Consider the following 26518-nt stretch of genomic DNA (forward strand, 5'->3'; position numbering starts at 1 on the left):
GAAAAGGTTACTGCTGGGATGATGAGGGGAGGAGAGAGGCTTGAGGCGCTTCCGCAACATGGAGGCCGCACTCGCGCTTTTCGTCGTTTTCCCACCACCAGCGTCCGGCGCGCTCAGGCTCGCCGGGCTTGATGGCGCGTGTACACGGTTCGCAGCCGATCGAGGGATAACCACGTCCATGCAACGGGTTCACCGGAATGCTCTCCTTCGTCACATGGGCGTGGATCGCATCAATGTCCCAGTCTGCAAGGGCGTTGATTTTGATGAGGTTTCTGTCCGCATCATATTCGGCAAAGGGTGTGGACGCCCGGTTGCCGGACTGACCACGGCGCAGGCCGGTAATCCAGAAAGAAGCACCTTCCAGCGCTCTGGCCAGCGGCTTCAACTTTCTGACATGACAGCAGGCATGGCGGGCTTCAACGCTCTCGTAAAAGCCGTTTAGGCCGTACTTGGCGGCATAGGCGTCGATGTCATCCTGTTCGGGATAAAAGCGACGGATGGCAATATCGTAGCGTTCTTCGGTTTCCGAAATCAGCGTAACGGTTTCGGCAAACAGACGGCCGGTTTCAAGCGTTGCCACTTCGATTGGAAGCCTGTGTGTGCCGATGGCAGCGGTGATAACCTGGTCTTCAATGCCAAGGCTGGTGGTAAACACCGCACGACCGCCGAGCCCTGCCACAAGCGATAGCCTTCCGGCCAAATCCAGTGAGGCAAGGGCTTCATCCAGCGACACAACGTCGAGAGGTTTATCGGTCTGCAAAGGCTTAGGCATCGTCATCATCGGCATCCATCTGCGATTTTGGCGATTATCGGTCTTCAGGCCGCTCTTTGTAAGAAATGTGAGTCTTTGGCCTTTGCTTTAGGGAGCAAATATCTCTCACACACGCCAATTCTTAAGCAAAACGTGCCCACGCGTAAGAAGGGCGCTCATCGGTTTGAATTCTTTCGGAAATTGCGCTAATGCGGGGGGGAACATTTGTTTGCGTGGCGTGTTTTTGGTTTTGTTATGATTTCCCAGAAGGCGAAATATGCGTTGAGGGCGCTGGCCGCATTGGCACAAAGCGATGACGCATGTCCTGTACAGATTTCCGATATAGCCAAGAAACGAGCCATTCCGAAAAAGTTTCTGGAGCAGATCCTTCTTGAGCTGAAACGCGAAGGTTACGTCGAAAGCCGACGTGGCAAGCAGGGTGGTTATCTTCTGCTGCGCCCAGCCAACGATATTACTTTTGGCGAAATCCTGCGTCTGATCGATGGTCCCGTTGCGCCGCTGCCCTGTCTGTCGCAGACAGCGTACCGCCAATGCGAGGACTGTGATGGCGAAAGCCAGTGCGAAATTCGCCACGTATTCGCCCGCGTTGCCGACAGCACCCGCAACATCCTGTTCAACACCACCATCGCGGATTCGGTCAGCGGTGTGATGGTTCCGGAGTTGCTCAAGGCCTGACGCTTGATGCGATTTGTCGGGGAACAATATTCCGCCTGAATGAATTATCCTGCCTGTAGTGCCCCGTTTTTCGCATAAAAACGTGAATTCGTTTTGCCTGTGTGTTTGAGTTCAAAGGGCCATATTGCGCAATTTTGCCGTTGTGCACTGTGTTTATTGCCCGCCGGAAAGCCGGGGGGAAACACTTTTGCGATTACAATTCATGCGATTGACCAAGACGACTGAACCAGTAGAGTTAAGAGGCATCCAATAGGAGGAAAACCTATGTCAAAGCTTCTCTCCGGCTTGAGCATTCTTGCTCTGAGCCTTTCACTGACGGTTGGCTCGTTTAGCGCCGCCTCGGCCGATACTAAACTGTTGAACGTTTCCTACGACCCGACCCGTGAGCTTTACAAGGATTTCAACGACGCCTTCGCCAAGAAGTGGAAGGCTGATACGGGTGAAGACATTACCATTCAGCAGTCGCATGGCGGCTCCGGCAAACAGGCCCGTTCGGTTATCGATGGTCTTGAAGCCGATGTAGTTACGCTCGCCCTGCAGAGCGACATTGATGCCATCGTGAAGAATGGTGGCAAGATCAACGCCGACTGGCGCACACGCCTGCCGCACAATTCATCTCCTTATACATCGACAATCGTTTTCTTGGTCCGCAAGGGCAACCCAAAGGGCATCCATAACTGGGGTGACCTCGTAAAGGGCGATATCCAGATCGTAACGCCAAACCCGAAGACCTCAGGTGGTGCACGCTGGAACTACCTTGCCGCCTGGGCATGGGCCAATGAAGAGTACAAGGGCGATCAGGACAAGATCAAAGCGTATGTGGGTGAACTCTACAAACGTGCTCCAGTGCTGGACACAGGCGCCCGTGGTTCAACGGTAACCTTCGCACAGCGTCAGATTGGTGACGTGCTGCTGGCCTGGGAAAACGAAGCCTATCTGGCCGGTGAGGAATTCGGCAAGGACGCTTTCGATATCGTTGTGCCGCCGATCTCCATCCTCGCAGAGCCACCAGTCGCTGTGGTTGACAAGAACGTCGATGCCAAGGGTACCCGCAAGGTCGCAGAAGCTTACCTGCAGTATCTTTATTCTGACGAAGGTCAGAACATTGCTGCCAAGCACTTCTACCGTCCATCCAACCCGTCTGTCGTCGCACCTGATCTGTTGAAGCAGCTGCCAGACATCAAGCTGGTCACCATCGACGACCCGCTGTTTGGCGGATGGGCCAAGGCGCAGCCGGAACATTTTGGTGACGGCGGGATCTTCGACCAGATTTACAAGCCCGGCAAGTAAGCGGATGATGTGAACATTCTGGATTGGCAGCAAACCATTCCAGACCGGATAAGATATCGACCGGCCACAAGCCGGTCGATGGCGCGTAAAGTGCCAGCGTGGATTTTGCCTGACGCGTGTCCTGACGTCTGGTGCCTGAACAACAGCTGAGAGTGGCGGGATTAGTCCAGTTTTCCCGGCGTTCTGAAAAAGGGTGGCTTTTGCCACCAGAGTTTACCCGGAGCATTGATGAGCAATACCCCATCGCCAAGCAGGTGGAAGTGGCGTCAGTCGAGTGTCCTGCCAGGATTTGGCCTGACGCTCGGCTACACGATAACTTACCTTTTTCTTATAATTCTCATTCCACTTGGCGGCTTGGTATGGTCCACCGCAAAACTCGGTCTGGCAGACTTTATTGCCATCGCCACAGATAGCAGAACACTGAACGCCCTGCGCGTCAGCTTCGGCACGGCCTTCGTAGCTGCCATGGTCAACGCGGTGTTCGGCGTCATAATCGCATGGGTGCTGGTGCGCTATCGCTTCCCCGGCCGCCGCTTTGTTGACGCCATCGTCGATCTGCCGTTTGCTTTGCCCACCGCCGTTGCCGGTATCGCGCTCACTGCACTTTATTCCAATCGTGGTTGGGTGGGGTCATGGTTTGAGCCCTTCGGCATCAAGATCGCCTTCACACCAACCGGTATTGTCATCGCGCTAATCTTCATCGGTCTGCCATTTGTGGTGCGCACCGTGCAGCCGGTCATGGAAGAAATTGACCGTCAGGTGGAAGAGGTTGCCGCGACTTTGGGCGCCAACCGTTTTCAGACTATCACTCGTATTCTGCTGCCGGGTCTGGTTCCGGCAATCCTCACGGGCTTTGCACTGGCGTTCGCCCGAGGTGTGGGTGAATACGGTTCGGTCATCTTTATTGCCGGCAATATTCCTTATGTCTCGGAAATCGCGCCGCTGTTGATTGTCATCCGTCTGGAGGAATTCAATTACGCAGGCGCAACAGGCATAGCGACAATCATGTTGATCATTTCCTTTGCGATGCTTTTTGTCATCAATCTCATTCAGGCTTGGAGCCGCAAGAGGTACGGATATGCCTGATAACGCGCGCACCATCCAATCCAGACCATTCCGTGATCCGGCAACTGAAGGTCCGCTTGCAATATTGGCGCTTTTTGCTCTGGCTTTCCTCTTTCTGGCCCTGTTTCTGGTCCTTCCGCTGGTCTCGGTGTTTTTTGAAGCTTTCCGCAAGGGCGGGGAAGCCTTCTGGGAAGCGATTGTCGAGCCAGATGCTCTGTCGGCCATTCGCCTGACATTGCTTGTCGCGGCAATCTCTGTCCCGCTAAACCTGATCTTCGGTGTCGCAGCGGCCTGGGCCATTGCGAAGTTCGAATTCAAGGGCAAGGCTTTCCTGATTACGCTGATTGACCTGCCGTTCTCGATTTCACCTGTGATTTCGGGCCTTGTTTATGTCATCCTGTTTTCGTCCCACAGCGTGCTCGGTCCATGGCTGAAAAGCTACGGTATCGAAATCCTGTTTGCCGTGCCCGGCATCGTATTGGCCACGGTATTTGTGACCTTTCCGTTCGTGGCACGTGAACTTATTCCGCTGATGCAGGAGCAGGGAACGGGTGACGAAGAGGCGGCCATTTCGCTCGGGGCCTCCGGCTGGCAGACCTTCTGGTATGTGACCCTGCCCAACATCAAATGGGGCCTGCTTTACGGCGTGTTGCTGTGTAACGCGCGTGCCATGGGTGAATTCGGTGCCGTCTCGGTGGTGTCGGGTCACATTCGCGGTGAAACCAACACCATGCCGTTGCATGTCGAGATTCTCTATAATGAGTATAATATCGGTGCTGCATTTGCTGTCGCAACGCTGCTGGCGGGTCTGGCGCTGGTTACGCTCGTTCTGAAAACTATTCTTGAAATTCGCTTTGGCGCGGGCAACGCTGCCGGCAAGCATTGAAGGGCATTTTTATGGAAGTCAAAGTTTCCGGCATTACCAAGCAGTTTGATCGTTTTCCGGCTTTGAACGATGTGTCGCTGGACATTCGTTCTGGAGAACTGATCGCGCTTCTTGGACCTTCCGGTTCGGGCAAGACCACGCTGTTGCGTTTGATCGCCGGTTTGGAGCAACCCACGCAAGGGCTGATCTTTTTCGGAGATGAGGATGCCTCGCACCGCAGTGTTCAGGAACGTAACGTTGGTTTCGTGTTTCAGCACTATGCGCTTTTCCGCCACATGACGGTGGCCGAGAATATTGCCTTCGGCTTGAAGGTACGCCCGTCGGACACACGTCCGGCCAAAAGCGAGATCAAGCGCCGCGTGTCGGAACTGCTTGATATGGTGCATCTGAGCGGCCTTGAAAAACGGTATCCGAACCAGCTATCTGGCGGTCAGCGCCAGCGTGTTGCTTTGGCACGTGCCGTGGCAATCGAACCAAAGGTCCTGCTGCTCGACGAACCTTTCGGTGCGCTCGACGCCAAGGTGCGCAAGGAACTGCGCCGTTGGCTGCGCGAATTCCATGACCGCACCGGCCATACAACGGTCTTCGTGACACACGATCAGGAAGAGGCGCTAGAACTAGCCGACCGTGTGGTGGTGATGAGCCAGGGTAAGATCGAGCAGGTTGGAACGGCTGACGACGTGTACGATCGTCCCAACTCACCTTTCGTGTTTTCATTTATCGGTGAATCTTCCAGCCTGCCGGTGTCGATCAAGGACGGCCATGTTCTGTTCCAGGGTGAGCAGATCGGCGTTTCCGATGAAGGCAAGGGTGAGGGTGAACTGTTCTTCCGTCCGGAAGATGTCGAACTGACTATCGATCAGGGCGCGCTATACGGCAAGGTTACCACCTGTCGTCGTCTGGCCGGAACACGCATTGCGGAAATCGACATCGCCAATAACGGCCATGATCCCTACCATCTGGAAATCGAAGTGCCGCTGCATGCGTCGATCGTTGTTGGGCAGGAACTGCGTTTCCGCCCAACACGCTGGAAGATTTTTCAGAAGTAATCTTAGGGGCTCGGTGTGCTGGCCGGGGCATCGTGACGTTGCGTCGCGCGTTTGTCACGAATGCTCTGTGCCAGGAAAACTCGCGAGAGGCCATGATAAAGTGGTTCATGCGAAATGAACCGCGACGTCAGATAGCCCAGCATGGCGGCTGCCATGATGGGTAGAACGCCTTCGTGATTGCCGGTCATTTCCAGAATGATGACGAAGGCTGTCATGGGCGCTTGAACGACACCGGCAAAATACCCCGCCATGCCGACAATCGCACCAAGACCAATACTGGCGCCGAGCATGGAGGCAACCGTACTGCCAAAACCTGCTCCAACCGACAGCGATGGAGCAAAAATTCCACCGGGGATACCGGACAGCATGGCAAGCAATGTTGCGGCAAGTTTTTCGACGAAGAACAACTGACCGGTTCCATGTCCTTCAATGGCCGCCCGCGCCTGTTCATAGCCGGTGCCGAATGTTGCGCCACCGGTCATGACGCCGAGCAGTGCGGAACCCAAACCGCATATCAGGGCAATAAAGAGCACTTTTCGCAACGGCGTATAGCGGTTCCATCGACGTATACGCTGCGAAATCTTCAAGGCGAGTGCGCTGAACAGGGCGCCGAAAACGCCACCGCCAACACCGCAAACCAGAACCAGTGCCCAGTCTTTTGCAGTGGTGGCCAAGACAGTGCTTGCACCGAAATAAGTGTAGCTGCCGACCAGCGCAAGCGAGGCAAGACCGGAAAGAATGACGGCCATGAGCACCAGGCCGTTAGCACGGGATTCGTATGCTCTGCTCATTTCCTCAATGGCAAAAACGATGCCGGCAAGCGGCGTGTTGAAGGCCGCCGCAATGCCCGCAGCAGAGCCAGCGAGAATGAGGCCACGGGCTTGCGCTATGCCACCCCAACGGGCGGCTTGCAGCATGATGGATGCACCCACCTGAACTGTCGGGCCTTCGCGTCCGATTGACGCGCCGCACAGCAGGCCGGTGATCGTGAGAATGATTTTTCCCGTGGCGACTTTCAGGTTTAAGAGCCGGGAGCGATCTTCGACATCACGCAAATGGCGCGCAGCAATAGCCTGCGGAATGCCACTGCCTTGAGAGTTGGGGAAAATGGTTGCTGCAATCCATGTACAAAGCATGAAGCCAGCAGGTGTAATGATCAATGGCAGCAGGAAGGTGTATTCACCTGCAGATGTCATGGCAAAAAACAGATGCTGCGCGGCATCCGCCATTTTTGCAAAGGCAACGCTGATGACGCCGACTGCTATTGCACCCAGCCAGAAAATTCCTCTGGGTTTCCACACACGCCAAAACCCCCACATCACGCGTGAGCGACGCAGCATTTTCAGCTTCTTGTAATTCATGGCATCGGAAACGATCTTTAGTCAGTCAACGATCAGGCTGCCCTCTTATCTGCCTCGTGTAATGCCATTGCAAATAAAAATCCCCACATATCTGGCGGGGATTTTCGATTTTGACGGTAGCACTCGTTTATCTGTCACTGACGGCAGCGCGTGGATTGGTCCATGGCTGCTGGTTGGAGCGCGGCAACGGCTGGCGTCCGAGAATATGGTCAGAGGCCTTCTCGCCTGTCATGATCGACGGGCCATTCAGGTTGCCATAGGTGACATGCGGGAATATTGAACTGTCGGCGACGCGCAATCCTTCTACACCAATCACCCGGCATTCGGGATCGACGACCGCCATTGGGTCATCACGGTCGCCCATCTTGCAGGTGCCGCAAGGGTGATAGGCGCTTTCGAGATGTTCGCGAAGGAAGGCATCGATATCATCATCGGATTGTACCGCATTTCCCGGCTGAATTTCAGGACCGCGATAATCGTCAAATGCCTTCTGGCCAAAGATCTCGCGTGTCAGCCTTACGCAGTGGCGGAACTTCTCCCAGTCTTCCTCATGGCTCATATAATTGAATTGGATAACCGGATCGGCCTTCGGGTCGGCGGAGCGCAAGGTCACGTTGCCACGCGACTTTGACAGATTGTAGCCAACGTGAACCTGGAAACCGTGGCTCTTGGCGGCAGCACGGCCGTCATAAGAAATGGCCACTGGCAGGAAGTGGTACTGGATATCCGGTTGCTTAAGGCCCGGCTCTGAGCGCAGGAATGCACAGGCCTCGAACTGGTTGGAGGCACCAAGGCCACCCTTCGATAACAGCCACTGCGCGCCTGCCACGCCCTGCCAGAACCATGGCAGCCAGGAATAAAGCGATACTGGCTTGGTGGATATCTGCTGGAAGTAAAACTCCATATGGTCCTGCAGGTTGGCGCCGACACCCGGTCGATCAACCTTCACCTCAATGCCCATATCCTGCAAATGCTGCGCCGGGCCGATGCCAGACAACAGCAGCAATTTGGGCGAATTGAACGAGGAGGCCGACACGATCACTTCGCGGCCAGCCTTGATGACCTCGACACGACCTTTTCGTTCGATTTCCACGCCGGTCGCACGACCGTTTTCAATGACGATCTTGCGGGCAAATCCGTGCACCAGCGATACATTGGGGCGCTTGAGAGCCGGCCGGAGATAAGCATTGGCGGCAGACCAGCGCCGACCATTATGGATGGTCTGCTCCATCAGGCCAAAACCTTCCTGCTTCGAGCCGTTGTAGTCCTCGGTCATTTCAAAACCGGCCTGCTGGCCGGCCTGAATAAAGGCGTGAAACAGCGGGTTCTTGACCGGACCACGCTGTACATGCAGCGGACCATCGGTGCCGCGCCAGCCTTCTTCCCCGCCATGGCTGTGCTCCATGCGCTGGAAGTAGGGCAGCACGTCGGCATAGGCCCAGCCACGCGCGCCAAGCTCTTCCCAGCGGTTGAAGTCTTCGGCATGGCCGCGCACGTAGACAAGACCATTGATGGACGATGAACCGCCAATCACCTTGCCGCGCGGTGCGGTGATGCGGCGATTGTTGAGGTTCGGTTCCGGCTCGGACAGATAACCCCAATTGTAACGTTTCATGCTCATCGGCCATGCAAGCGCCGCCGGCATCTGGATGAAGGGGCCAAAATCACTACCGCCAGCCTCGATCACGATGACGGAATATTTGCCGTCTTCGGAGAGGCGATAGGCCATGGCTGAACCGGCCGAACCCGAGCCGACGATAACGAAATCTGCTTGCTGCATAGAATTTCCTTGAAACGATCTGTTAGTCGTAAGAGTAGGCGGTTGGTGTCAAAAATAATTTAGGGTTGTATTTCCCGGTTCGAACTTTAGCTTGAAACCTTGTTGATCTTTCAGGCGGACTTAGACGATGGGAACCGGATCGTTCAGTCAGCGGCTTCTTAAAAAACTCGTTCGTACCGAGATGGCGCGAAATGACGATGAGCTTGCTCGAGAGCGATTCAGCGAGGGTGTTGTTAACGTCCACCGTGATCAAAGAGACAACCGGCTGCCCGGCGCACGTTTTCAGCTTCGTCAGGGAAGGAAATTTCTTCTCGCGCTTGGAGCATTGATCGGCCTGTTTATGCATCGTCTTTCCGGCGTAAATCTGCTGGTATGTGTTGTTGCTTTCGGAGCGTGTAGCGTGTTGATCTTCGAATGGTTGAGGCAAATCAAAGTGCGCCGGGACGCACACTTTGACTAATACCTACGTCATAATGCCCAGACCCCGTCAGTAAGGCGCGTCCACCTTGCCCATGCCGACATAGACCGTCTTCAATTCGCTGTAATGGTCCAATGCCGCAACCGAGTTTTCACGACCAAAACCAGACTGTTTGGAACCGCCGAACGGAATTTCGACAGGGCAGAGATTGTAGGTGTTGATCCACAATGTACCGGCCTGGATTTGGTCGACAACACGGTGAGCGCGCGACAGATCGCTGGTGAAGACACCACCGGCAAGACCAAGCTCGGTCGCATTGGCACGTGCGATCACGTCTTCTTCGCTGTCGAAATCCAGTACGCACATCACAGGTCCGAAAATTTCCTCACGGGCAATCGTCATCTCGTCTGTCACATCGGCAAATACGGTTGGCTGCACATAATATCCAGCACCGGAAACCGTGTTGGGAATGCCGCCGCCGGTAATGAGTGTTGCGCCTTCGGCTTTGCCTTTTTCAATATAGGCAAGAACCTTTTCCCGCTGCGCCAACGACACCAGCGGGCCAAGCTGAGTTTCTTCATTCATTGGATCGCCAACCGACATGGCCTCGGTACGCACCTTCAGCTTGGCAAGGAACGTATCCTTGATCTTGCGATGGACGAAAACACGCGTACCGTTGGAGCATACCTGACCACTTGAATAGAAGTTGCCAAGCATTGCACCGCCAATGGCGCTGTCGATATCGGCATCATCGAATACGATCAGCGGCGACTTGCCGCCAAGTTCCATGGTGACGTGTTTGAGGTGGCTGGCAGCCGCAGCGGCGACCTTGCGTCCAGTCGCAACGGAGCCGGTCAGCGAGACCTTGGCAACGTCGGGGTGATTGACCAGAAGCGGGCCGGTATCGCGGTCGCCCTGAATGACATTGAAAACGCCCTTGGGCACACCGGCCTCAGCCAGAATTTCTGCAATCTTGAGGGCGCCAAGCGGTGTGTTTTCTGAAGGTTTGAACACCATGGTGTTACCGGCTGCAAGCGCCGGTGCGCCTTTCCAGCAAGCAATCTGCTGCGGATAGTTCCAGGCGCCAATACCGACGCAGACGCCCAGTGGCACACGCTTTGTATAGGCAAAATCGGAGCCTAGCGGAATGTAGTCGCCGTTGAGAGCTGCCGGTGCAATGCCGCCAAAAAACTCAAAGGCATCGGCACCTGATGTCGGGTCGGCAACAATGGTTTCCTGAATGGGCTTGCCGGTATCGTAGGTTTCCAGTTCGGACAGTTCGCGGTTGCGCTCTCGGATAAGGTCTGCAGCGCGCTTGAGAATACGGCCACGTGCCGTCGGGCTCATCGCCGCCCATTCCGGTTGCGCACGCTTGGCCGCAGCAATCGCCTTTTCGACGATAGCAGGGGTTGCAGCGTGCAGCTTTGCGATCACGTCACCGGTTGCAGGATAAATGCTTTCGAAAGCTGTACCCTGCTGGTCTTCAACATATTCGCCGTCAATAAAATGCGAGGCAGTTGGTTGGGTTTTCATATCGAGAACTCCGAAAAAGAAATTCGTTTAGTGTTTAGGGGCAAGGGCACCGGTGAAGGGGACGAGTTTTGCGTCCAGATAATCCTCCACCAGGGCGATTGCAGATTTGATGTCAAAGCGCGCGGCGCGCAGGCTGTGACGGATGTAGAGACCATCGATCATCGCAGCGGCACCTTCGGCGATGCGCGCGGCATCATCCAGCGGGCAGAGCCGCTTGAGATCCGCCAACAAGTTTGAGCGCAGCCGGTGTGTATAGAGAGACAACAGCCGTCTGGTTTCCTCCGACCGCTGTGCCTCGACGTAAAAGGCAAGCCATGCGGCAATCGTTTCGCTGGTGAACTGGTCTTGCTGAAACGAAACACGGATAATGGCAGAAAGCCGCTCGCGTGGACCACAGGCACTGTTGAGTGCCGCAATCGCATCTACGCGCAAATCCCGCAGCATGCTGCGGATGCTTTCCAGCAGAAGCTGTTGTTTGCTGCCAAAATAATGGTGTGCCAATGCCGCAGACACGCCAGCTTCCCGGGCAATCTCGTTCATTGTGACATTGAGCGAACCGTGATGGCCGATTGCCCGCAACGTGGCATCCACCAAAGCCTTTCGGCGCAACGGCTCCATTCCAATCTTCGGCATAGGTGTCTCCTGATATCAGTCAGAATTACAGTTGATTGATTGATCAATCAATAAAAATAAATGCCGTTTTGCCGTGAGGCGGTTTCATGTTGCGCTAAATCAATTGCTGTCACCTATTAGGCGTATATGATAAACGTATACCGTGTGGATGGAGTGTCAAAAATGTCCGATTTCCAGCCTTTGAGAATGTCCGGTATTCACGCCAAATGGGGGTGGTTCGTCGCTCTAGGCGTTGCTCTTCTTGTGTTTGGTATCATCGCCTTTGCGAACCTGATGGTGGCGACCGCTGCCTCAGTCTTTTATGTCGGTCTGCTGATGCTGATGGGTGGTGTCATCCACCTGATCCATGCGTTTCAGGTCAAGGGATGGGAAAACATCCTGTTCTGGACTTTGAGTGGTGTCCTCTACCTGCTGGCAGGCATTATCGCGTTTCAGAACCCCAACCTGACCGCCGCCGTGCTGACGTTGATGATGGCCGTCGCCTTGGTCATTGCCGGGGTGTCGCGCATATGGCTTGGCCTGAAGCTGCGTCCGTTGAAAAGCTGGGGCTGGGTGGTTGTCGCGGGTGTCGTCACCGCACTGGCGGGCTTCATCATCGCGCTTGGCTGGCCAGTCAACAGCATCTGGGTGCTGGGCCTTTTCCTGTCGATTGATTTGATGATGCAAGGCTGGGCGCTGATTGCGCTTGGGCTTGCGCTAAAATCCTGAACATCAAAATGCAGGTAAAATAACAAGGGCGGCGGAACCTGCAGCGTATCGTCTGCATTATTGCTCGGCTCAACCGGGTGCGCTTGCGTCGAACATTCATCCCGAATGAGTTTTGTAAGTTGCGGTAGTTTGTGCTAATATAATGTCTTCGGATTACCAATGTCCGGTGCCACGGTCAGGCTCAAAATAATAAGACCGCAACCAATCCAAAGCTGGCCCAATTTTTCGGCAGTTCTGCCAAGGGTCATGATTTGAGAAAAAGGGAGAAACAATATGCCTATGGTCACTGTGTCAGTTTCCCCGGAGCAGGCGGCGAGAATGCGCCATGCTGTTGAATGTGGTGCATACGCATCCGGCAGCGAGGTTGTGCGTGCCGCATTGCGTTTGTGGGTCGCATCGTCGCAGACAAACGACTTGAACGTTGCTGCTAAAGGTCAGCAAAATCATGAAGATGAGCGAGTGAATGTTGCAGAGCTTTTTGCAGCTCACGCAGACAAGAAGCGGTGCGGCTGATGCAGCGTCCTGTCTAACAATATTGGCCGGCTGAAGTGTGACAGTTATGTCATAAAACTTTCATCCAACATTCACATACGGTCAATCTTTTATTGACCAGTTTTCAGGATGCTTCTCCGTAAAAAGCGGTGTTGTCGCCGTGCCCAAAAGGCCGCGTAAACCCGTATAATTATGGTACGGAGAATAATCATGACAACGGCTCTGGCGTTGGATCACCCTTCGATACGTCGTTTTGCCAGCGGACAGATGATGTCCATGTCTAAATTGGTTCTGGAAACGGCATTTCAGCCGATTGTGGAAACCACAACAGGAACGGTGTTCGGTTACGAAACCCTGATGCGCGGTCACGAAAAGCTGGGCTTTTCTTCTCCCTTGGCGCTGCTTGATCAGGCGGAAAGTGACGGCCAACTTGTCGCGCTGGAAAACCTGCTGGCCAGCAGGGCACTGGCCAAGTTTTCGACCTTACCTGATTTTACCTCTGCCACGCTTTTTCTCAATCTTGATGTTCGATTGATACGTCATGGGGATGCCATTCTCGACAAGCTTGTTTCGCATCTTTCGGGCGCCGGTATCGCGCCGTCTTCAATCTGTTTTGAACTGTCTGAACGCTTCGACAATACCAGCGTGCCGGAATTTTCTTCGCTGATCGCCAGAATGCGCAAGGAAGGTTTCAAGATTGCCATCGACGATTTCGGTGTCGGTCATGGCGAAATGAAACTTCTTAGCGACTACCAGGTGGATTATCTCAAGATTGACCGCCACTTCATCGATGGTGTCGACAGCAATGCACGCAAACGCCATCTGGTGCGCCACATCGTCAACATTGCGCATGTTCTGGGTGTGCGGGTTATCGCTGAAGGCATTGAAACCGAAGCGGAATTCCTTGTATGCCGCGAATATGGCGTTGATCTGGTACAGGGCTGGTTCATTGCCCGGCCGACAACCTTTACCACTGAATTGCAGCCGGCCTTCCCACATCTCCAACATTTGGGCGAGAACCGTCGCAGCAGCCAGTCACTGGATGAAATACTCATCCGTAAACAGATTGAACGTCTGCCGACCGTTTATGAGAACGACAGCATCGACAGCGTGTTTGAACTGTTTCGCAGAAACCCTGCCCAAGGCTTTTTCCCGGTTCTCAATGCAAATGGCGAGCCGCGCGGTGTTATTAATGAGCACCACCTAAAAGAATATATCTATCAGCCCTTTGGTCGCGACCTGCTAAAGAACAAGGTCTATGAGCGCACCATATCGCACTTTGTCGACGCCGCGCCGATCGTTGGTCTGGACGCTGATGCAGACCAGTTGATGTCGATGTTTGCCAGCATGGATGGCAGCGCCTGCGTGATCTTGACGGAAAATCTACGTTACGTCGGTGTTGTCTCTGCGGCCTCGCTTATCAAGGTCGTCAATGAGAAAAAGCTGAAAATGGCGCAGGACCAGAACCCGTTGACGGCACTACCTGGCAACCGTGCCATCAGCAGCTTCATTGAAGAGGGCTGCCGCGACGACGACGATACCCGTTTCCTGTGTTACTGCGACTTTGACAACTTCAAGCCGTTCAACGACAAATACGGTTTTCACATCGGAGACCATGCAATTTCATTATTCGCCGCTCTTATGCGGCGTTACTTCTTTGCTGGCGGCTGTTTCCTCGGCCATATTGGCGGCGATGATTTCTTCATTGGCGTTCGTGGCTGGTCGCGTGAGGAAATCTTGGAGATTCTTGAAAGACTGCTCAGCGATTTTCACGGCGACGTCATCGAACTCTACTCTGAAGATGACCGGGAAGCAGGCCGTATCGTTGGTCACGACCGCTTCGGAACAGAGCGTTTCTTTGCGCTGCTGCGTTGTTCTATTGCCGTTCTGGAGCTGCCGAAAGGTCTGATGATTGGCGACAGCGAGCGTATCGGAAGTGAAATCGCTGCTATCAAGAAAGCCGCCAAGGACAGCAAGGACGGCCTGACGGTCCGGGTATTTAACGGGACAAAATGACGCCAGTGGCAAAGCGTCTTCTTTTCTTCGCCATACCATTCCTCTAAGCCTTTCCCCCTGCATTGTTTCAGGAGGATTGTTCTATGGCATTGCCGCATGAAATGAATTTTGTCGATCTGCCCTCTTTTGGCGGCGCCGAGGTTATGGTCTTGGCCAAGGGGCCTGTACCTCAACCGAAGACGGGCGAAATTCTGGTCCGGGTTGAAGCGGCAGGAATCAACAGGCCAGATGTGGCGCAGCGGCAGGGAACCTATCCGCCTCCCAAGGACGCCAATCCGATTCTGGGCCTGGAAATCGCCGGCGAAATTGTTGCGCTGGGCGAAGGCGTAAACGGTTTTGCCATCGGACAGAAGGTCTGCGCGCTCGCCAATGGTGGCGGTTATGCCGAATTTTGCGCCGTTCCGGCTAGCCAGACATTGCCGTTTCCCAAGGGATATGATGGAGAACGTGCAGCTGCATTGCCGGAAACCTTCTTCACCGTCTGGGCAAACCTGTTCCAGATGGCAGGTCTCGGCGAAGGCGAGAGCGTTCTTATTCATGGCGGAACAAGCGGCATTGGTACCACGGCCATCCAGCTTGCCAAGGCGTTTGGTGCCAAGGTCTATGTCACGGCGGGATCCGCGGAGAAATGCGAAGCCTGCCTTAAGATCGGGGCCGATGTCGCCATCAATTACAAGACAGATGATTTTGTTGCCATCATCAAGGAAAACACTGGCGGAAAGGGTGTCAACGTTGTTCTGGATATGATCGGCGCTGATTACTTCGAGCGCAATCTGGCAAGTCTTGCCAAGGATGGTTGCCTGTCCATTATCGCGTTTCTCGGCGGTGCGGTTGCCGAAAAGGTTAACCTGACACCAATCATGGTCAAGCGACTGACGGTAACCGGTTCTACCATGCGACCGCGCACCGCGGCTGAAAAGCAGGTTATCCGGGACGAATTGTTACAACAGGTCTGGCCGCTCATCGAAAACGGAACCATTGCGCCTTGCATTCACAAGGTCATTCCATTCAGCGATGTGGTTGAAGGACACAGGCTGATGGAAAGCAGTCAGCACATCGGCAAAATCGTACTTAAGTTGAATACGTAAGAAAGCCCTTGAAATCGCCCATGGATGGATTACCTTTCTCTCATGTTCAACGTAGCGAAAGGAAGGTGATCCAATGTCTAATGAGATTTCGATCTTTGTACTGGGCTTGGGAAAGGAGAAGGTTTTGACGGGGCAGCCCTCGGCCTGACCAACCTTCCTTCGGACTGCCATCTTGAATGACAGTTCGGGTCCTCTATCAGGATCAAACTCATGGAAGGGTCGCGTGAGCGGCCCTTTTCCTGTTTTTACGACCTATCAAATCGCGATATTGCCGGTGCGTTGCATACCAAACCAGCCAAGGCCGGGGACCTTTATGCCGGGATTGACCACATCGATACCGGCGACAAGCCCAAGCAGATGGACTTCAAATCCGCTGCGCACGCCAGCGGCAACCCCGATCAGACCTCTCCAGGACACATGGACATCTTTCCAGTCGTCATCGACATGGAACAAGGCGGCATTCGGCACATAATCCCGCCCGACCGCATCTGGCGGCAAGGCTACACCCAGTTCCGGTACCGAGCGCAGCACATGCGCAACAAATGTATTGGAGTTGGGGCCGGGGTAGATCTGATAACCACCCTGTTTGGCGTACGGGTACGCGGCAATCGCCTTTTCGATTTTCGGGATCAGCCACTCAGCTTCATCACCCTTGATCGCAATGACCTGACGTGGCGGATTGGAATACCAGAAAGCGTCAGGCGGATAGTTGTTCACCCTGATAGGATTGCCCCAGCCAACCTTGTCATAGCGGTTGTAGCGCGCCGCGTTTTTTTCCTTGGTGACGATCCATGCATGGCTAGCCAGCGCGCCTTTGAAGCCGCCAGTCATCGCGGAAAACACGTAAACCGCAGCATCCTTCTGGTCATCTGCTTTCGGCAATAGGCCAGATGATGACCACTTTGCCTCACGCCAGCTGGAGGGCTTGTCGCGAATGGCCCATAACCCGGCAGATGCGATGGCCGGTAAAAGGAAGATGACAAAAACCAGAACGAAGAAACGTTTGACGTATCTCATATTGCCCCGTGCGTTGTATCCAGTGCCTTTCAAAGCGCAGCGCCTTCTGTAAACTGCGCAAGCGAAGCTGGAATGGCTGAATGATCCTTGCCTTGAATCAGCTGTGATGTAAGGCGTCATCCAGTAGAAGCCTATATTATCTGGAGTTTTTTGAGGCCGTTATGAACAATCCTGTTACTGTTGAAGTTACCCGCGGAAATCTGGTCGAAAGCCGTCATCATGGTATGGCGGTGGTGGTCGACGGTGACGGCAAGATACTGTTTTCGGCCGGCGATATTGAAAGGGGTGTTTTCCCGCGTTCGGCGTGTAAGGCGATGCAGGCTCTGCCACTGGTGGAAAGTGGTGCCGCAGACGCTTACGGCTTTGGTAACCGGGAACTGGCGCTGGCCTGCTCGTCGCACAATGGCGAAGATGCCCATGTCGAACTGGCGGCCTCGATGCTGGCAAAAGCCGGTCGAGACGTGAATGTGCTGGAGTGCGGTGCCCATTGGTCGTCCGATCAGGCAACGCTCATTCATCAGGCCCGTACGCTGGAAAAACCAACCGCCCTGCACAACAACTGCTCCGGTAAACATTCCGGTTTTGTCTGCGCCTGCTGCCACATGGACGTGGATCCGCAAGGTTACGTCGGTTACGACCACCCTTTGCAGCAGGAAATCCGTGCAACCATGCAGGCACTGACCGGCGCCGTGCTCTCCCATGAGGTTTGCGGCACCGATGGCTGCTCCATTCCCACCTATGCAGTTCCATTGAAGGGGCTGGCACATGGCTTTGCCAAAATGGCAACCGGGACGGGGCTTGAGCCCTTGCGGGCCAAATCGGCAAAACGCTTGATCGACGCTTGCATGGCTGAACCGTTTTACGTTGCCGGGACGGGCAGAACCTGCACGCGTCTGATGCAGGTTTCCCCCGGTCGCATCTTTGCAAAGACAGGAGCTGAAGGTGTGTTCGTCGCGGCTCTTCCGGAGAGTGGCATTGCCATGGCGGTAAAATGCGAAGATGGGACGACGCGTGCGGCAGAAGCCATGATCACGGCACTGCTGGCGCGTTACTCTGACAAGGGAAGTCAGCAACAGGCCGACCTGCTGGCCATGTCGAACCGTGGCATGAAAAACTGGAACAAGATCCACGTCGGCGACGTCAGGGTCGCTGCCGGTTTTGCGCAGTAAGGTCGCAAAACTTCGTCCTTGATCAAAATTAAAGGAAATCGAAAATGTTTACGCTGTTTTCCATGCCGGGCACCTGCTCGCGGGCCAGCCATATTACGCTTGAGGAATCCGGTTTGCCTTACAAGGTCAAGCGGGTTGATTTCAGCAAGCAGGAGCAACTTTCGCAGGAGTTTCTGGCCGTTAATCCGAAGGGCAGGGTGCCAGCGCTGGTGACATCCAGCGGTGTTTTGACGGAAACACCTGCCATTCTGTCGTTCATCGCGCAAATGGCACCGGCCGCCAAACTGGCGCCGCTGGATGACGCCTTTGAATTTGCGCGCATGCAGTCCTTCAACGCTTATATTTCATCCACCGTGCACGTTGCGCATGCCCATGGCCGTCGTGGCAGTCGGTGGGCGGATGAGGCGTCATCGCTGGAAGACATGAAGCGCAAGGTGCCGCAGGTCATGAGCGACTGTTTCGAGATTATCGAACAGGGTTTTCACGGCGGCCCATGGGTGCTGGGCAACCAGTATTCAGTGTCCGATCCTTATCTGTTCGTGATGTCTGGATGGCTGGAAAGCGACGGTGTCGACATCGCCAGTTTTCCAAAAGTGCATGACCATTACCAGCGCATGTTGGCGCGCGCTGCCGTCATCAAAGTGCTTGAGGCTGAAAAGCAGGCTTGAAACATCAAGCCACCCCGGTCAACATTCGGGGTGGCTTGTTTTATTATTGGCGTGTCATGCGGCTTCAGCGCCACGTGCATCCCACATCGCCTTGAAAGCTGGGCGGGACTGGCAGCGTTCCAGCCAGGCTTTAAGTGCAGGATATGTGTCGATCAGTGCCGTATGGGCCTGCGCATAACGGACCACCTCAGCAACATTGATGTCGGCAACGGTAAAACGATCACTGATCAGGTAGTCATGTGACGCAAGATGCTGCTCGAGAACACGCAACGGCCGTTGCAGCAGGCGGGCTGCGACATCAATCACCGCTTTGCCAGCAGCCGTTTTGGCCAGATCCTCAGCAAAGGTCGTGGATATTTTCAGCGACTGCGTTTCAATCTCGGTCGCAGCGAAGAACGACCACTGCATCACTGCGCCATCTTCGGACAGGTCTTTAGGCGCAAGCGGGCCACCATATTTGCGGGCAAGGTAAAGATTGATCGCCATCGATTCGTATAGAACGATGCCGTCATCTTGGATGCAGGGTATTGTCCCCATAGGATTGATTGTCAGAAAAGTCGGGGAAAGCGTGTTCAGTGGTGCTGTGTCGGCAAGGGGATTGTCGAGACGTCTGGCTTGGATGACCGGCACATGTTTGTAGGCGATACCAAGTTCTCCTGCCAACCAGAGAGTGCGCGTGGCGCGGGAGCGGTAAACACCGTAAATAGTCAGCATGATGGTCCCCTGTGTGCAGCCGCTTATCGCAACTGCGAAAGAAAGCAAATTATCTCAAAATCCTAAGGCCACGTAGTCGGCACTTTTGTGCCTCACAGTCGCCGGTTTTCGCGGCGAGCCTATTGTCGCTTTTGTCTAAACGAAAGGAAATTTAAACCGTTTTATTATGAATTTTTCTGAACCTGCTATCCGGATCAAATTGCTACCTTTTCCGTTAATTTGTAATATTTTCTAACAAATCGGTTGCATGCTTGGTTTTTCCGGGAATCTTTAATCAAGCATAAGCAAATATTCGCTAAGTCCTATAGACTAACGACGCAGATCGAATGAATTACCTGTTTTAAACGTGCATTTGAGAATGTGCTGAAAAATCTAACGCAAGTTTGGATGGGTATTTCTTGAAACAGGCCGTGAAGAGATGGCGAAGCCCATGACAAAAGTTCTTGATGTATCTTTTCTCAGGAATAACGGCGGCTTTACCGAAGCGGATCAACTTCTTGGCTTGGTCAATCTTTTGCCTGACATGGTGTTTGTCAAGGATGCTGCAGGTCGCTTTATCTTTGCCAACGCAGCACTTCGCAAGTATCTCGGGCTGAGTTCTGACGAACCGCTGAACGATCTTCACGAAAGTCATTTCCTGCCCGAAAAGTCAGTCAGCAATATTCTTAGCGCCGAAGCTCGAATTCTGGAGACAGGTGAGTCGACTGCCGACGTGGAAGAGTGCTTTTCTTTTAGCGGCAGGCCTGTTTGTTGGCTTTCGACGACGAAAATTGCACTGCGAGACGAGCAGGGCCGCATCAACGGTCTGGTTGCCATTTCGCGCGACATTACCGAAAACAAAAGACAGGATACGATACGACGCGGCAGTGCAGCATTGTTCGAATTGATAGCGCGCAACCAGCCGCTGGACATGATCCTGCACGCACTGACTTTGCTAGTCGAAAGCATGGTTGAGGGCATTTGCGCGTCGGTTTTGCTATTTGATCAGGAAACTGGAAAGCTGCGTCACGGTGCTGCCCCCAGTTTGCCGGAAGCCTATTGCCGCGTGATCGACGGGATTACATTCGGCCCGAAGGTTGGTTCTTGCGGTACGGCTGCCTGGCGTAGTGAGCCGGTCATCGTCGAAGACATAGAAAACAGTCCTCTATGGGAGGACTATGTCGAGATCGCCCGGCCGTTCAAGCTTCGCTCGTGCTGGTCCACTCCGATTATGGACTCCAACAGGCAGGTGCTCGGCACCTTTGCGCTTTACTCAGGTGAGGTGCGCAAACCTTCCGCTCACGAAAAAGAGCTGATCGATATGGCGACAAGCATTGCCAGTATCGCGATTGATCGTTGGCATAATGAAGAGCGGGTGCGTTTCATGGCGCATCATGACCCCTTGACCGGCCTGTCCAACCGCACGCTGTTCTGGACGCAGTTCAATCGTGCGCTGCACGAGGCCAAGCGCGAAAACCGCATGGTGGCAATTACCTACCTCGATCTCGATGACTTCAAGCAGGTGAATGACCTGTTCGGCCACGCCGCCGGTGATGAGGTGCTGTGCAGGGTGGCGGACCGGATCGTATCCTGCATCCGTGCTGCCGATATTGCCGTACGTCTTGGCGGGGATGAGTTTGCGCTGGTGTTCAGCAATCCCAAGCATGATGAGGAGGGCGTGCGTCGACGTCTCGCGGAGATCAGGGAAAAGGTCAGCATGCCGATTGATGTTGAGAGCGCTCGTCTCAAAGTCGATTGTTCGATCGGCGTTGCGTTTTACCCTGGCGATGGCCAAACGGCCGAAGACCTGCTCGCCGCAGCCGATGCCGATATGTACAGTGCCAAGAAGGCAGGTCGTAACCGATTGACGGTGGTACAGGTCGAAGAATGATCTGCAAAAGCGGACTTCAACGGTAAATCGCCGCCTGCGGCATTATGTGTCAGTCGCATGTGCAGCTTTTGTGTCCGTTGTTTTCATTGATGTATTTTTGATTTTGAGTGCGGGCGGAATGCTTGGAATGCGCGCATTTGATCTCGCTCAAATTCAGCAAAAGCCGTCAGGCCTATAGTTTTCGTCAAGCATATTATTCGCTTTAGAGCTTTACGGAGATAATAAAATGACACGCACAGATGCCGTAATCGATGCCTTCGCAGGTCCGGTTCTGGCCGGTTTCGCGATTGTTCTTCTTCTGTCTGCCCGTCATGCGGAGGCCTGGAAGCCGAGAAAAAGCTACCGCCAGATCCCGCACCACGTGCCACCGGCCGCCATTGCACATCAGGGACCTGTCAGGCCGACAAGTCACGTGCGTTTCGCGCATTTTGAGGGCTGACTACCTTTGGCAAACCTGTCGTAAACGCTGATCACACCAGCTTCGCGCCAGCCGAAAGGTTCATCATGAGGGCAACGATATCTGTGTGAAGCGGTTCAATGACAGACATATTCAAGAAAACCTGCCGTCGCTCGCTGTCCGTAGCGGCCTTGATGGTTCTGCCTTTTTTAGGGGGCTGCCTGTTCGTGACGGACACCAGCCGCATGAATGCGGATGTTTTCGTGCGAGAAACGGCACCGGTGTTTCAGTATAATGATGTGAACTCCAACCGGCAGCCGCCACGGGAGCGTCTGCCCGGCCAATTGTCGCCGCAGCCGCCAGATCTATTCCGTACACGCTTCCATCAGCAATATGGCTTACCTGTTCCGGGCCAGCCCCTGTCTTATGGCTTGCCAGTATCCAATCCGCTACACCGCGCCATGTATGGCGTGGTCAATGATGATGGCCACACACTTCCGGCCGTTCCTTACAGTCGTATCGATCAGCGTTTCCTACGGCAGGAAGTCAGTTATCAGACGAACGAGCCGCCGGGCACGATCGTTGTCGATACCAACCAACATTTCCTTTATTTGGTACAGGATGGCGGCAAGGCCGTCCGTTATGGTGTAGGGCTTGGAAAAGACGGTTACGCCTGGTCCGGCCGTGGCAAAATTCAGTGGAAGGCCAAATGGCCACGTTGGACACCTCCGGATGAGATGGTGCAGCGCCAGCCTGAACTCGCTTCCGTATCTGCCCGCAACGGAGGCATGGTGCCCGGTTTGAACAACCCGCTTGGTGCGCGTGCGCTTTACATTTTCAAGGACGGCAAGGACACGCTGTACCGCGTTCATGGAACGCCTGACTGGCAGTCCGTTGGCAAGGCAACGTCATCCGGATGCGTGCGGCTGCTCAATCAGGACGTGATCGATCTCTATGAACGCGTGCCGCAGGGTGCGCCAATTGTGGTTATTTGAGCACGGTCACCATTTGATCGTATCGCCGTGACTGCGGTTTAACGCACCGGTTGCTGGAATTTAGGGATGCCTTAACTAATGTGGGAATAAATCCTTGACTGCGAAATGAGTACCGCACGTCAGTATGTGATGTCCCGCTTATGAAAGAATTCCGGCCTTCATGATGAACCCCGACCAACCAGATTTTTCCAAAAGATCCTTCCTGTCTTTGCTTGGCCTGTCCTCCGTGGCGCTGCTCAGCGGCTGTGCATCTTCCGGCAACTACAATCCCTCCGCAGTCGCCAACAATATATCCGGTGGCGTTCGCCAGTTTTTTGGCGGTCGTTTGAGTGATGAAGAACTGAATGTCATGTATGGCTCGATTGAGGATGGCGGTTATGTCATCCCAGCCGTGCCTTTCAGGCAGATCGACTCGCGTTTTTACCGCCAGCGGGTTGTCGACCCGACCGGCGAACGGCCCGGCACCGTGGTTGTGGATACGCGGTCGCGCTTCCTCTACCTTGTTGAGCAGGGTGGTTCGGCCATGCGCTACGGCGTTGGTATTGGCCGTCAGGGTTTTGCATGGCAGGGTGAGGGCGTTATCCAGTGGCGTCAGAAATGGCCAAAGTGGACCCCTCCAGATGAAATGGTTGCCCGCCAGCCAGAACTCGCCAAATATTCTTCCAAGAATGGCGGCATGCAGCCTGGTTTGAAGAATCCGCTTGGCGCGCGTGCGCTCTACATCTTCCAGAATGGGCAGGATACGCTTTACCGCCTTCACGGTTCGCCCGAGTGGAATTCCATCGGCAAGGCAGTTTCCTCAGGCTGTGTACGCCTGATGAACCAAGACATTATTGACCTCTATGAGCGCGTTCCCAACAAGGCGCGTATCGTCGTCTGGCAGTAATTGTCCTGACATCAATATATATTTTCAAAACGCCGTATGCAGTTCGCATGCGGCGTTTTAGTTTTGGGTGTCGTTGAGCCGTGCGCTGAGGTTCTTGAGCGTGTCGCGTATGGCCGCCAGTTCGTCAAATCCGCAGCCGGTTGCCTGGCCAATCGCCTGCATCACGCCAACCGCATCTTTTTTCAAGTCCCGTCCACGATCGGTCAGGGTAATCAATACCTGACGCTCGTCTTCAAGGCTGCGCTTGCGACTAATCAGCCCTGCTTGCTCAAGCCGCTTGAGGAGAGGGGATAGGGTACCTGAATCCAGGCCTAGCATTTCGCCGAGCGCCTTGACGGTAGCTGTATCTCTTTCCCACAGCGCCATCATGGCAATATATTGTGGGTAGGTCAGACCAAGTGGATCCAAAAGAGGTTTATAAGCCCGCGTGAACGCATGGGCCGCACCGTAAAGTGCAAAGCAAATCTGATGTTCCAATTGTAAGTGCTTCTCAAGCTCATCCCTGTCCATGGCGTCTCCTGCAATTCCCGCGCTTAATGGAACAATCGGCGGGGCTGTAAGTTCCTTGGGCATGCCGCCAAAGATTGTTTCTAACGCTGTTGTGCTTTTCACAGATAATATTTTTGGTGGCAATGTGCAAAATTATATTGCGCGCAATTAAATGGAGTGATAGGTAATACTCATCAAATCAACCGAAGGGAGTTAATGCCATGCCAATTCTGTACAAGACAAAAGCAAGCGCAACCGGTGGCCGCGCTGGCCGCGCCGCTTCGGAAAATGGGGTCCTAGACGTGACGCTGACAGTTCCTAAGGAACTCGGTGGCGACGGTGCAACCGGCACAAATCCGGAGCAGCTTTTCGCCGCCGGCTACTCAGCCTGCTTCCTCGGCGCGCTTAAGGTTGTTGCTGGCAAGGAAAAGGTAAAGATTTCTGAAGACACCACTGTGACAGCAACCGTGGGCATTGGTCCGCGCGAAGATGGCGGTGGTTTCGGAATTGATGTTGCTCTCAGCGTCCATATTCCAGGCGTCGAGCGCGAAGTCGCTGAAAAACTGGCTGCTGCAGCACACATCGTGTGCCCATACAGCCACGCCTTGCGCACCTCGACGGAAGTGCCTGTCACTGTTGAGTAACCGCAGTAATACCAACATAAAGCCGGCGGTTCATCCCGCCGGTTTTTTTATGGGTTTGTATGAAGGATGTTATCTGGAGATGTCGAGCAGGTCCTGCCGCAGACGGCTAGGGTTACCACTGACGATACCCCGTTCAACATCCGCATGGACACTTTCCCAGATCGGAAAGGCGCTGACCAGCAGTTGCATGCCCGCTTCGGTCAAACGCAGTCTTTTTCCCCGCTTGTCTCTGGGGTCGGGCTCAATGCTGACAAGGCCTTTTTTCTGAAGAGGTTTAAGGGCGGCCGTCAGTGTTGTCCTGTCCATGGCGAGCAGTTGCGCCACTGGTCCCATCGGTGGCGGCTCCGGTCTGTTGAGCGACATCAGCAGTGAGAATTGGCCATTGGTCATGCCTAAGGGCTTCAATGCATTGTCGAAACGCCGCGCCAGCGCACGCGCTGCCCTTTGTGCGTGAAGGCAAAGGCAACTATCGCGCACCAGAAGCGTTGTTGAAAAAGGAATCACTGTGACATTTGACATGACTAATATATGTTGATATCAACGTAATTAGTCAAGCAAAAGCTGATCGAAGGAGGATTGATCATGTCTCATGCTGTCGTTTCTCAAAAGGAATGGCTGGAAGCCCGCAAAAACCTTCTCGTGCTGGAGAAGGAAGCCACACGTGCGCGAGACCGGCTGAATGAAGCGCGACGAGAGCTGCCCTGGGAAAAGGTCAGCAAGGACTACATTTTCGACGCACCGTCCGGTCCTAAAAATCTTTCCGAACTGTTTGATGGCCGCAGCCAGCTCATCATCTATCATTTCATGCTGGCACCGGATTGGGAGGAGGGCTGTGTCGGCTGTTCTTTCTTTGCCGATCACGTCGATGGTTCTGTCATACACATGCAGCATGCCGATGCCACATTTGTTGCCGTGTCGCGTGCGCCACTGGCAAAGATTGAGGCCTACAAGACACGTATGGGCTGGAAGTTTCCTTGGGTCTCGGCCGAGGACAGCGATTTTAATTACGACTATCAGGCGTCTTTCCGGGATGAGGAACTTTCAGACGGAGGGATCACTTATAACTACCGCGAGATACCGCCCATGGGCGACCTCAAGGATTTGCATGGTATCAGCGTGTTTGCAAAAGACGAAAACGGCGAAGTTTTCCATACCTATTCCACCTATGCCCGCGGCTGCGAACAGACCATAGGTACTTTGATGCTGCTGGATCTGGTGCCAAAGGGACGAAACGAAGACGGCGTGATGAATTGGGTGCGACGCCACGATCAGTACGAAGATGCACCGAAGGCCGCAAGCTGCTGCCATTGAAACATCATCTGGAAAGGCCGCAACAACGGCCAACCGGATCATGCGTCAACTAAAGGATTTGGAGTGCTTAAACACCCTTACGTAATCTCTGGAGGAAAAGATTATGGAAAGTGCCAAGCCGCAAAAACAGCATGAGTTCCTGCAACGGATCGTGGGGGACTGGGTTATGGTGTCCACATCGGGACATGAAGGCTATAATCCCGATGATCCCGAGCAGGTGTTTACCGAAACCGTTAAATCCATCGGCGGTCTCTGGATCGTTGGCGAAGGCAAGGGAAAGATGCCGGATGGCAGCCCGATGACTGCGCTTATTACGGTTGGCTATGACCCTGATAGAGGTGATTTTGTCGGCACCTGGGTCGGGTCTATGATGACCAATCTCTGGGTCTACAAGGGCTGGCTGGAAGCAGACGGCAAAACATTGACGCTGGAAGCCGAAGGTCCCGCCATGGATGGCACCGGCGGCACCGCCGTTTATCACGATGTCCTGACATTGCATGACGACAATAACAGAACATTTTCCGGCAGCGTCAGGCAGCCGGATGGCAGTTTCAAACAATTCATGTCTTCTGAATTTCGCCGGAAATGACAG

At 54.2% G+C, this 26518-nt stretch carries 28 protein-coding genes; 19 read left to right on the forward strand and 9 right to left on the reverse strand.

The window, feature by feature from the left end; genetic code table 11:
- Positions 1-7: 7 nt before the first annotated feature.
- On the reverse strand, positions 8-778 hold the full coding sequence (locus tag IB237_RS03590) for a phosphoadenylyl-sulfate reductase (RefSeq protein WP_246787625.1): 771 nt from the start codon (positions 776-778) through the stop codon (positions 8-10).
- Positions 779-1006: 228 nt separating this feature from the next.
- Here IB237_RS03590 and IB237_RS03595 point away from each other — a divergent pair, with 228 nt between their 5' ends.
- The 5 genes from IB237_RS03595 to IB237_RS03615 all read left to right on the forward strand — a co-directional run bounded on the left by IB237_RS03595 (position 1007) and on the right by IB237_RS03615 (position 5737).
- Positions 1007-1447: an Rrf2 family transcriptional regulator gene (locus tag IB237_RS03595; protein ID WP_192487215.1), complete on the forward strand. Its 441-nt coding sequence runs from the start codon at positions 1007-1009 to the stop codon at positions 1445-1447.
- A 264-nt stretch (positions 1448-1711) separates the two neighbouring features.
- The gene (locus IB237_RS03600) at positions 1712-2737 is read left to right on the forward strand and encodes a sulfate ABC transporter substrate-binding protein (RefSeq protein ID WP_246787627.1); all 1026 of its coding nucleotides are present in this window, start codon (positions 1712-1714) and stop codon (positions 2735-2737) included.
- Between the two features lie 228 nt (positions 2738-2965).
- A complete protein-coding gene (gene cysT / locus IB237_RS03605; RefSeq protein WP_192487216.1) occupies positions 2966-3823 on the forward strand; it encodes a sulfate ABC transporter permease subunit CysT in 858 nt (285 codons plus the stop codon).
- Positions 3816-4688 carry a sulfate ABC transporter permease subunit CysW gene (gene cysW, locus IB237_RS03610; RefSeq protein ID WP_192487217.1) on the forward strand — a complete coding sequence of 291 codons (873 nt, stop codon included), beginning with the start codon at positions 3816-3818 and terminating at the stop codon, positions 4686-4688. The genes cysT and cysW overlap by 8 nt, the downstream gene beginning before the upstream one ends.
- 11 nt (positions 4689-4699) lie before the next feature.
- The gene (locus IB237_RS03615; protein WP_192487218.1) at positions 4700-5737 is read left to right on the forward strand and encodes a sulfate/molybdate ABC transporter ATP-binding protein; all 1038 of its coding nucleotides are present in this window, start codon (positions 4700-4702) and stop codon (positions 5735-5737) included.
- Positions 5738-5739: 2 nt separating this feature from the next.
- On the opposite strand, the gene IB237_RS03620 is transcribed toward IB237_RS03615, so the two are convergent.
- Both IB237_RS03620 and betA read right to left on the reverse strand, forming a co-directional pair.
- Complete coding sequence (locus tag IB237_RS03620) at positions 5740-7098, reverse strand: chloride channel protein (protein WP_246787629.1); 1359 nt, start codon at positions 7096-7098, stop codon at positions 5740-5742.
- 127 nt (positions 7099-7225) lie between these two features.
- Positions 7226-8878 (reverse strand): choline dehydrogenase, encoded by a 1653-nt coding sequence (betA, locus tag IB237_RS03625; protein WP_192487219.1) that lies wholly within the window; start codon positions 8876-8878, stop codon positions 7226-7228.
- Between the two features lie 127 nt (positions 8879-9005).
- Here betA and IB237_RS03630 point away from each other — a divergent pair, with 127 nt between their 5' ends.
- On the forward strand, positions 9006-9338 hold the full coding sequence (locus tag IB237_RS03630) for a hypothetical protein (protein WP_192487220.1): 333 nt from the start codon (positions 9006-9008) through the stop codon (positions 9336-9338).
- Between the two features lie 27 nt (positions 9339-9365).
- Here IB237_RS03630 and betB read toward each other — a convergent pair whose 3' ends face one another.
- Positions 9366-10829, reverse strand: coding sequence for a betaine-aldehyde dehydrogenase (betB, locus tag IB237_RS03635; protein WP_192487221.1), 1464 nt, complete (start codon positions 10827-10829; stop codon positions 9366-9368).
- Positions 10830-10856: 27 nt separating this feature from the next.
- On the reverse strand, positions 10857-11462 hold the full coding sequence (gene betI / locus IB237_RS03640) for a transcriptional regulator BetI (RefSeq protein ID WP_192487222.1): 606 nt from the start codon (positions 11460-11462) through the stop codon (positions 10857-10859).
- 162 nt (positions 11463-11624) lie between these two features.
- Between betI and IB237_RS03645 the strand changes: the two genes are divergently transcribed.
- The 4 genes from IB237_RS03645 (at position 11625) to IB237_RS03660 (ending at position 15766) form a co-directional block, all read left to right on the forward strand.
- Positions 11625-12170 carry an HdeD family acid-resistance protein gene (locus tag IB237_RS03645; RefSeq protein WP_246787631.1) on the forward strand — a complete coding sequence of 182 codons (546 nt, stop codon included), beginning with the start codon at positions 11625-11627 and terminating at the stop codon, positions 12168-12170.
- Positions 12171-12443: 273 nt separating this feature from the next.
- Entirely contained in the window at positions 12444-12683 is a 240-nt protein-coding gene (locus IB237_RS03650; RefSeq protein WP_192487224.1) for a type II toxin-antitoxin system ParD family antitoxin, read from the forward strand.
- Positions 12684-12872: 189 nt separating this feature from the next.
- A complete protein-coding gene (locus IB237_RS03655) occupies positions 12873-14678 on the forward strand; it encodes a bifunctional diguanylate cyclase/phosphodiesterase (protein WP_192487225.1) in 1806 nt (601 codons plus the stop codon).
- A gap of 83 nt (positions 14679-14761) precedes the next feature.
- Positions 14762-15766, forward strand: coding sequence for an NAD(P)H-quinone oxidoreductase (locus IB237_RS03660; protein WP_192487226.1), 1005 nt, complete (start codon positions 14762-14764; stop codon positions 15764-15766).
- 255 nt (positions 15767-16021) lie between these two features.
- Here the strand turns inward: IB237_RS03660 and IB237_RS03665 are convergent, their stop codons facing one another.
- Complete coding sequence (locus tag IB237_RS03665; protein WP_192487227.1) at positions 16022-16783, reverse strand: DUF3750 domain-containing protein; 762 nt, start codon at positions 16781-16783, stop codon at positions 16022-16024.
- A gap of 161 nt (positions 16784-16944) precedes the next feature.
- Between IB237_RS03665 and IB237_RS03670 the strand changes: the two genes are divergently transcribed.
- Both IB237_RS03670 and IB237_RS03675 read left to right on the forward strand, forming a co-directional pair.
- Positions 16945-17952, forward strand: a complete 1008-nt coding sequence (locus IB237_RS03670) for an asparaginase (protein WP_192487228.1) — start codon at positions 16945-16947, stop codon at positions 17950-17952.
- Between the two features lie 44 nt (positions 17953-17996).
- Positions 17997-18620, forward strand: coding sequence for a glutathione S-transferase family protein (locus IB237_RS03675; protein WP_192487229.1), 624 nt, complete (start codon positions 17997-17999; stop codon positions 18618-18620).
- A gap of 54 nt (positions 18621-18674) precedes the next feature.
- Here IB237_RS03675 and IB237_RS03680 read toward each other — a convergent pair whose 3' ends face one another.
- Positions 18675-19334, reverse strand: a complete 660-nt coding sequence (locus IB237_RS03680) for a glutathione S-transferase family protein (RefSeq protein WP_192487230.1) — start codon at positions 19332-19334, stop codon at positions 18675-18677.
- 430 nt (positions 19335-19764) lie between these two features.
- Between IB237_RS03680 and IB237_RS03685 the strand changes: the two genes are divergently transcribed.
- From IB237_RS03685 to IB237_RS03700, 4 genes are all read left to right on the forward strand, one after another.
- Entirely contained in the window at positions 19765-21204 is a 1440-nt protein-coding gene (locus IB237_RS03685; RefSeq protein ID WP_192487231.1) for a diguanylate cyclase domain-containing protein, read from the forward strand.
- 226 nt (positions 21205-21430) lie between these two features.
- Positions 21431-21643, forward strand: a complete 213-nt coding sequence (locus tag IB237_RS03690) for a hypothetical protein (RefSeq protein ID WP_192487232.1) — start codon at positions 21431-21433, stop codon at positions 21641-21643.
- 98 nt (positions 21644-21741) lie between these two features.
- Entirely contained in the window at positions 21742-22596 is an 855-nt protein-coding gene (locus tag IB237_RS03695; RefSeq protein WP_192487233.1) for a L,D-transpeptidase, read from the forward strand.
- A gap of 160 nt (positions 22597-22756) precedes the next feature.
- Entirely contained in the window at positions 22757-23482 is a 726-nt protein-coding gene (locus IB237_RS03700; protein ID WP_371815229.1) for a L,D-transpeptidase, read from the forward strand.
- A gap of 57 nt (positions 23483-23539) precedes the next feature.
- On the opposite strand, the gene IB237_RS03705 is transcribed toward IB237_RS03700, so the two are convergent.
- Positions 23540-23992 (reverse strand): MarR family winged helix-turn-helix transcriptional regulator, encoded by a 453-nt coding sequence (locus IB237_RS03705; protein WP_192487861.1) that lies wholly within the window; start codon positions 23990-23992, stop codon positions 23540-23542.
- A 200-nt stretch (positions 23993-24192) separates the two neighbouring features.
- On the opposite strand from IB237_RS03705, the gene IB237_RS03710 reads away from it, so the two are divergent.
- Complete coding sequence (locus IB237_RS03710) at positions 24193-24615, forward strand: organic hydroperoxide resistance protein (protein ID WP_192487234.1); 423 nt, start codon at positions 24193-24195, stop codon at positions 24613-24615.
- A 69-nt stretch (positions 24616-24684) separates the two neighbouring features.
- Here the strand turns inward: IB237_RS03710 and IB237_RS03715 are convergent, their stop codons facing one another.
- Positions 24685-25134: a MarR family winged helix-turn-helix transcriptional regulator gene (locus IB237_RS03715; RefSeq protein WP_192487235.1), complete on the reverse strand. Its 450-nt coding sequence runs from the start codon at positions 25132-25134 to the stop codon at positions 24685-24687.
- A 63-nt stretch (positions 25135-25197) separates the two neighbouring features.
- Here IB237_RS03715 and IB237_RS03720 point away from each other — a divergent pair, with 63 nt between their 5' ends.
- On the forward strand, positions 25198-25926 hold the full coding sequence (locus IB237_RS03720; protein WP_192487236.1) for a thioredoxin family protein: 729 nt from the start codon (positions 25198-25200) through the stop codon (positions 25924-25926).
- A gap of 103 nt (positions 25927-26029) precedes the next feature.
- The gene (locus tag IB237_RS03725) at positions 26030-26515 is read left to right on the forward strand and encodes a DUF1579 domain-containing protein (RefSeq protein WP_192487237.1); all 486 of its coding nucleotides are present in this window, start codon (positions 26030-26032) and stop codon (positions 26513-26515) included.
- Positions 26516-26518 lie beyond the last annotated feature (3 nt).

The organism is Agrobacterium sp. AGB01 (assembly GCF_014851585.1).
Taxonomy (GTDB): domain Bacteria; phylum Pseudomonadota; class Alphaproteobacteria; order Rhizobiales; family Rhizobiaceae; genus Agrobacterium.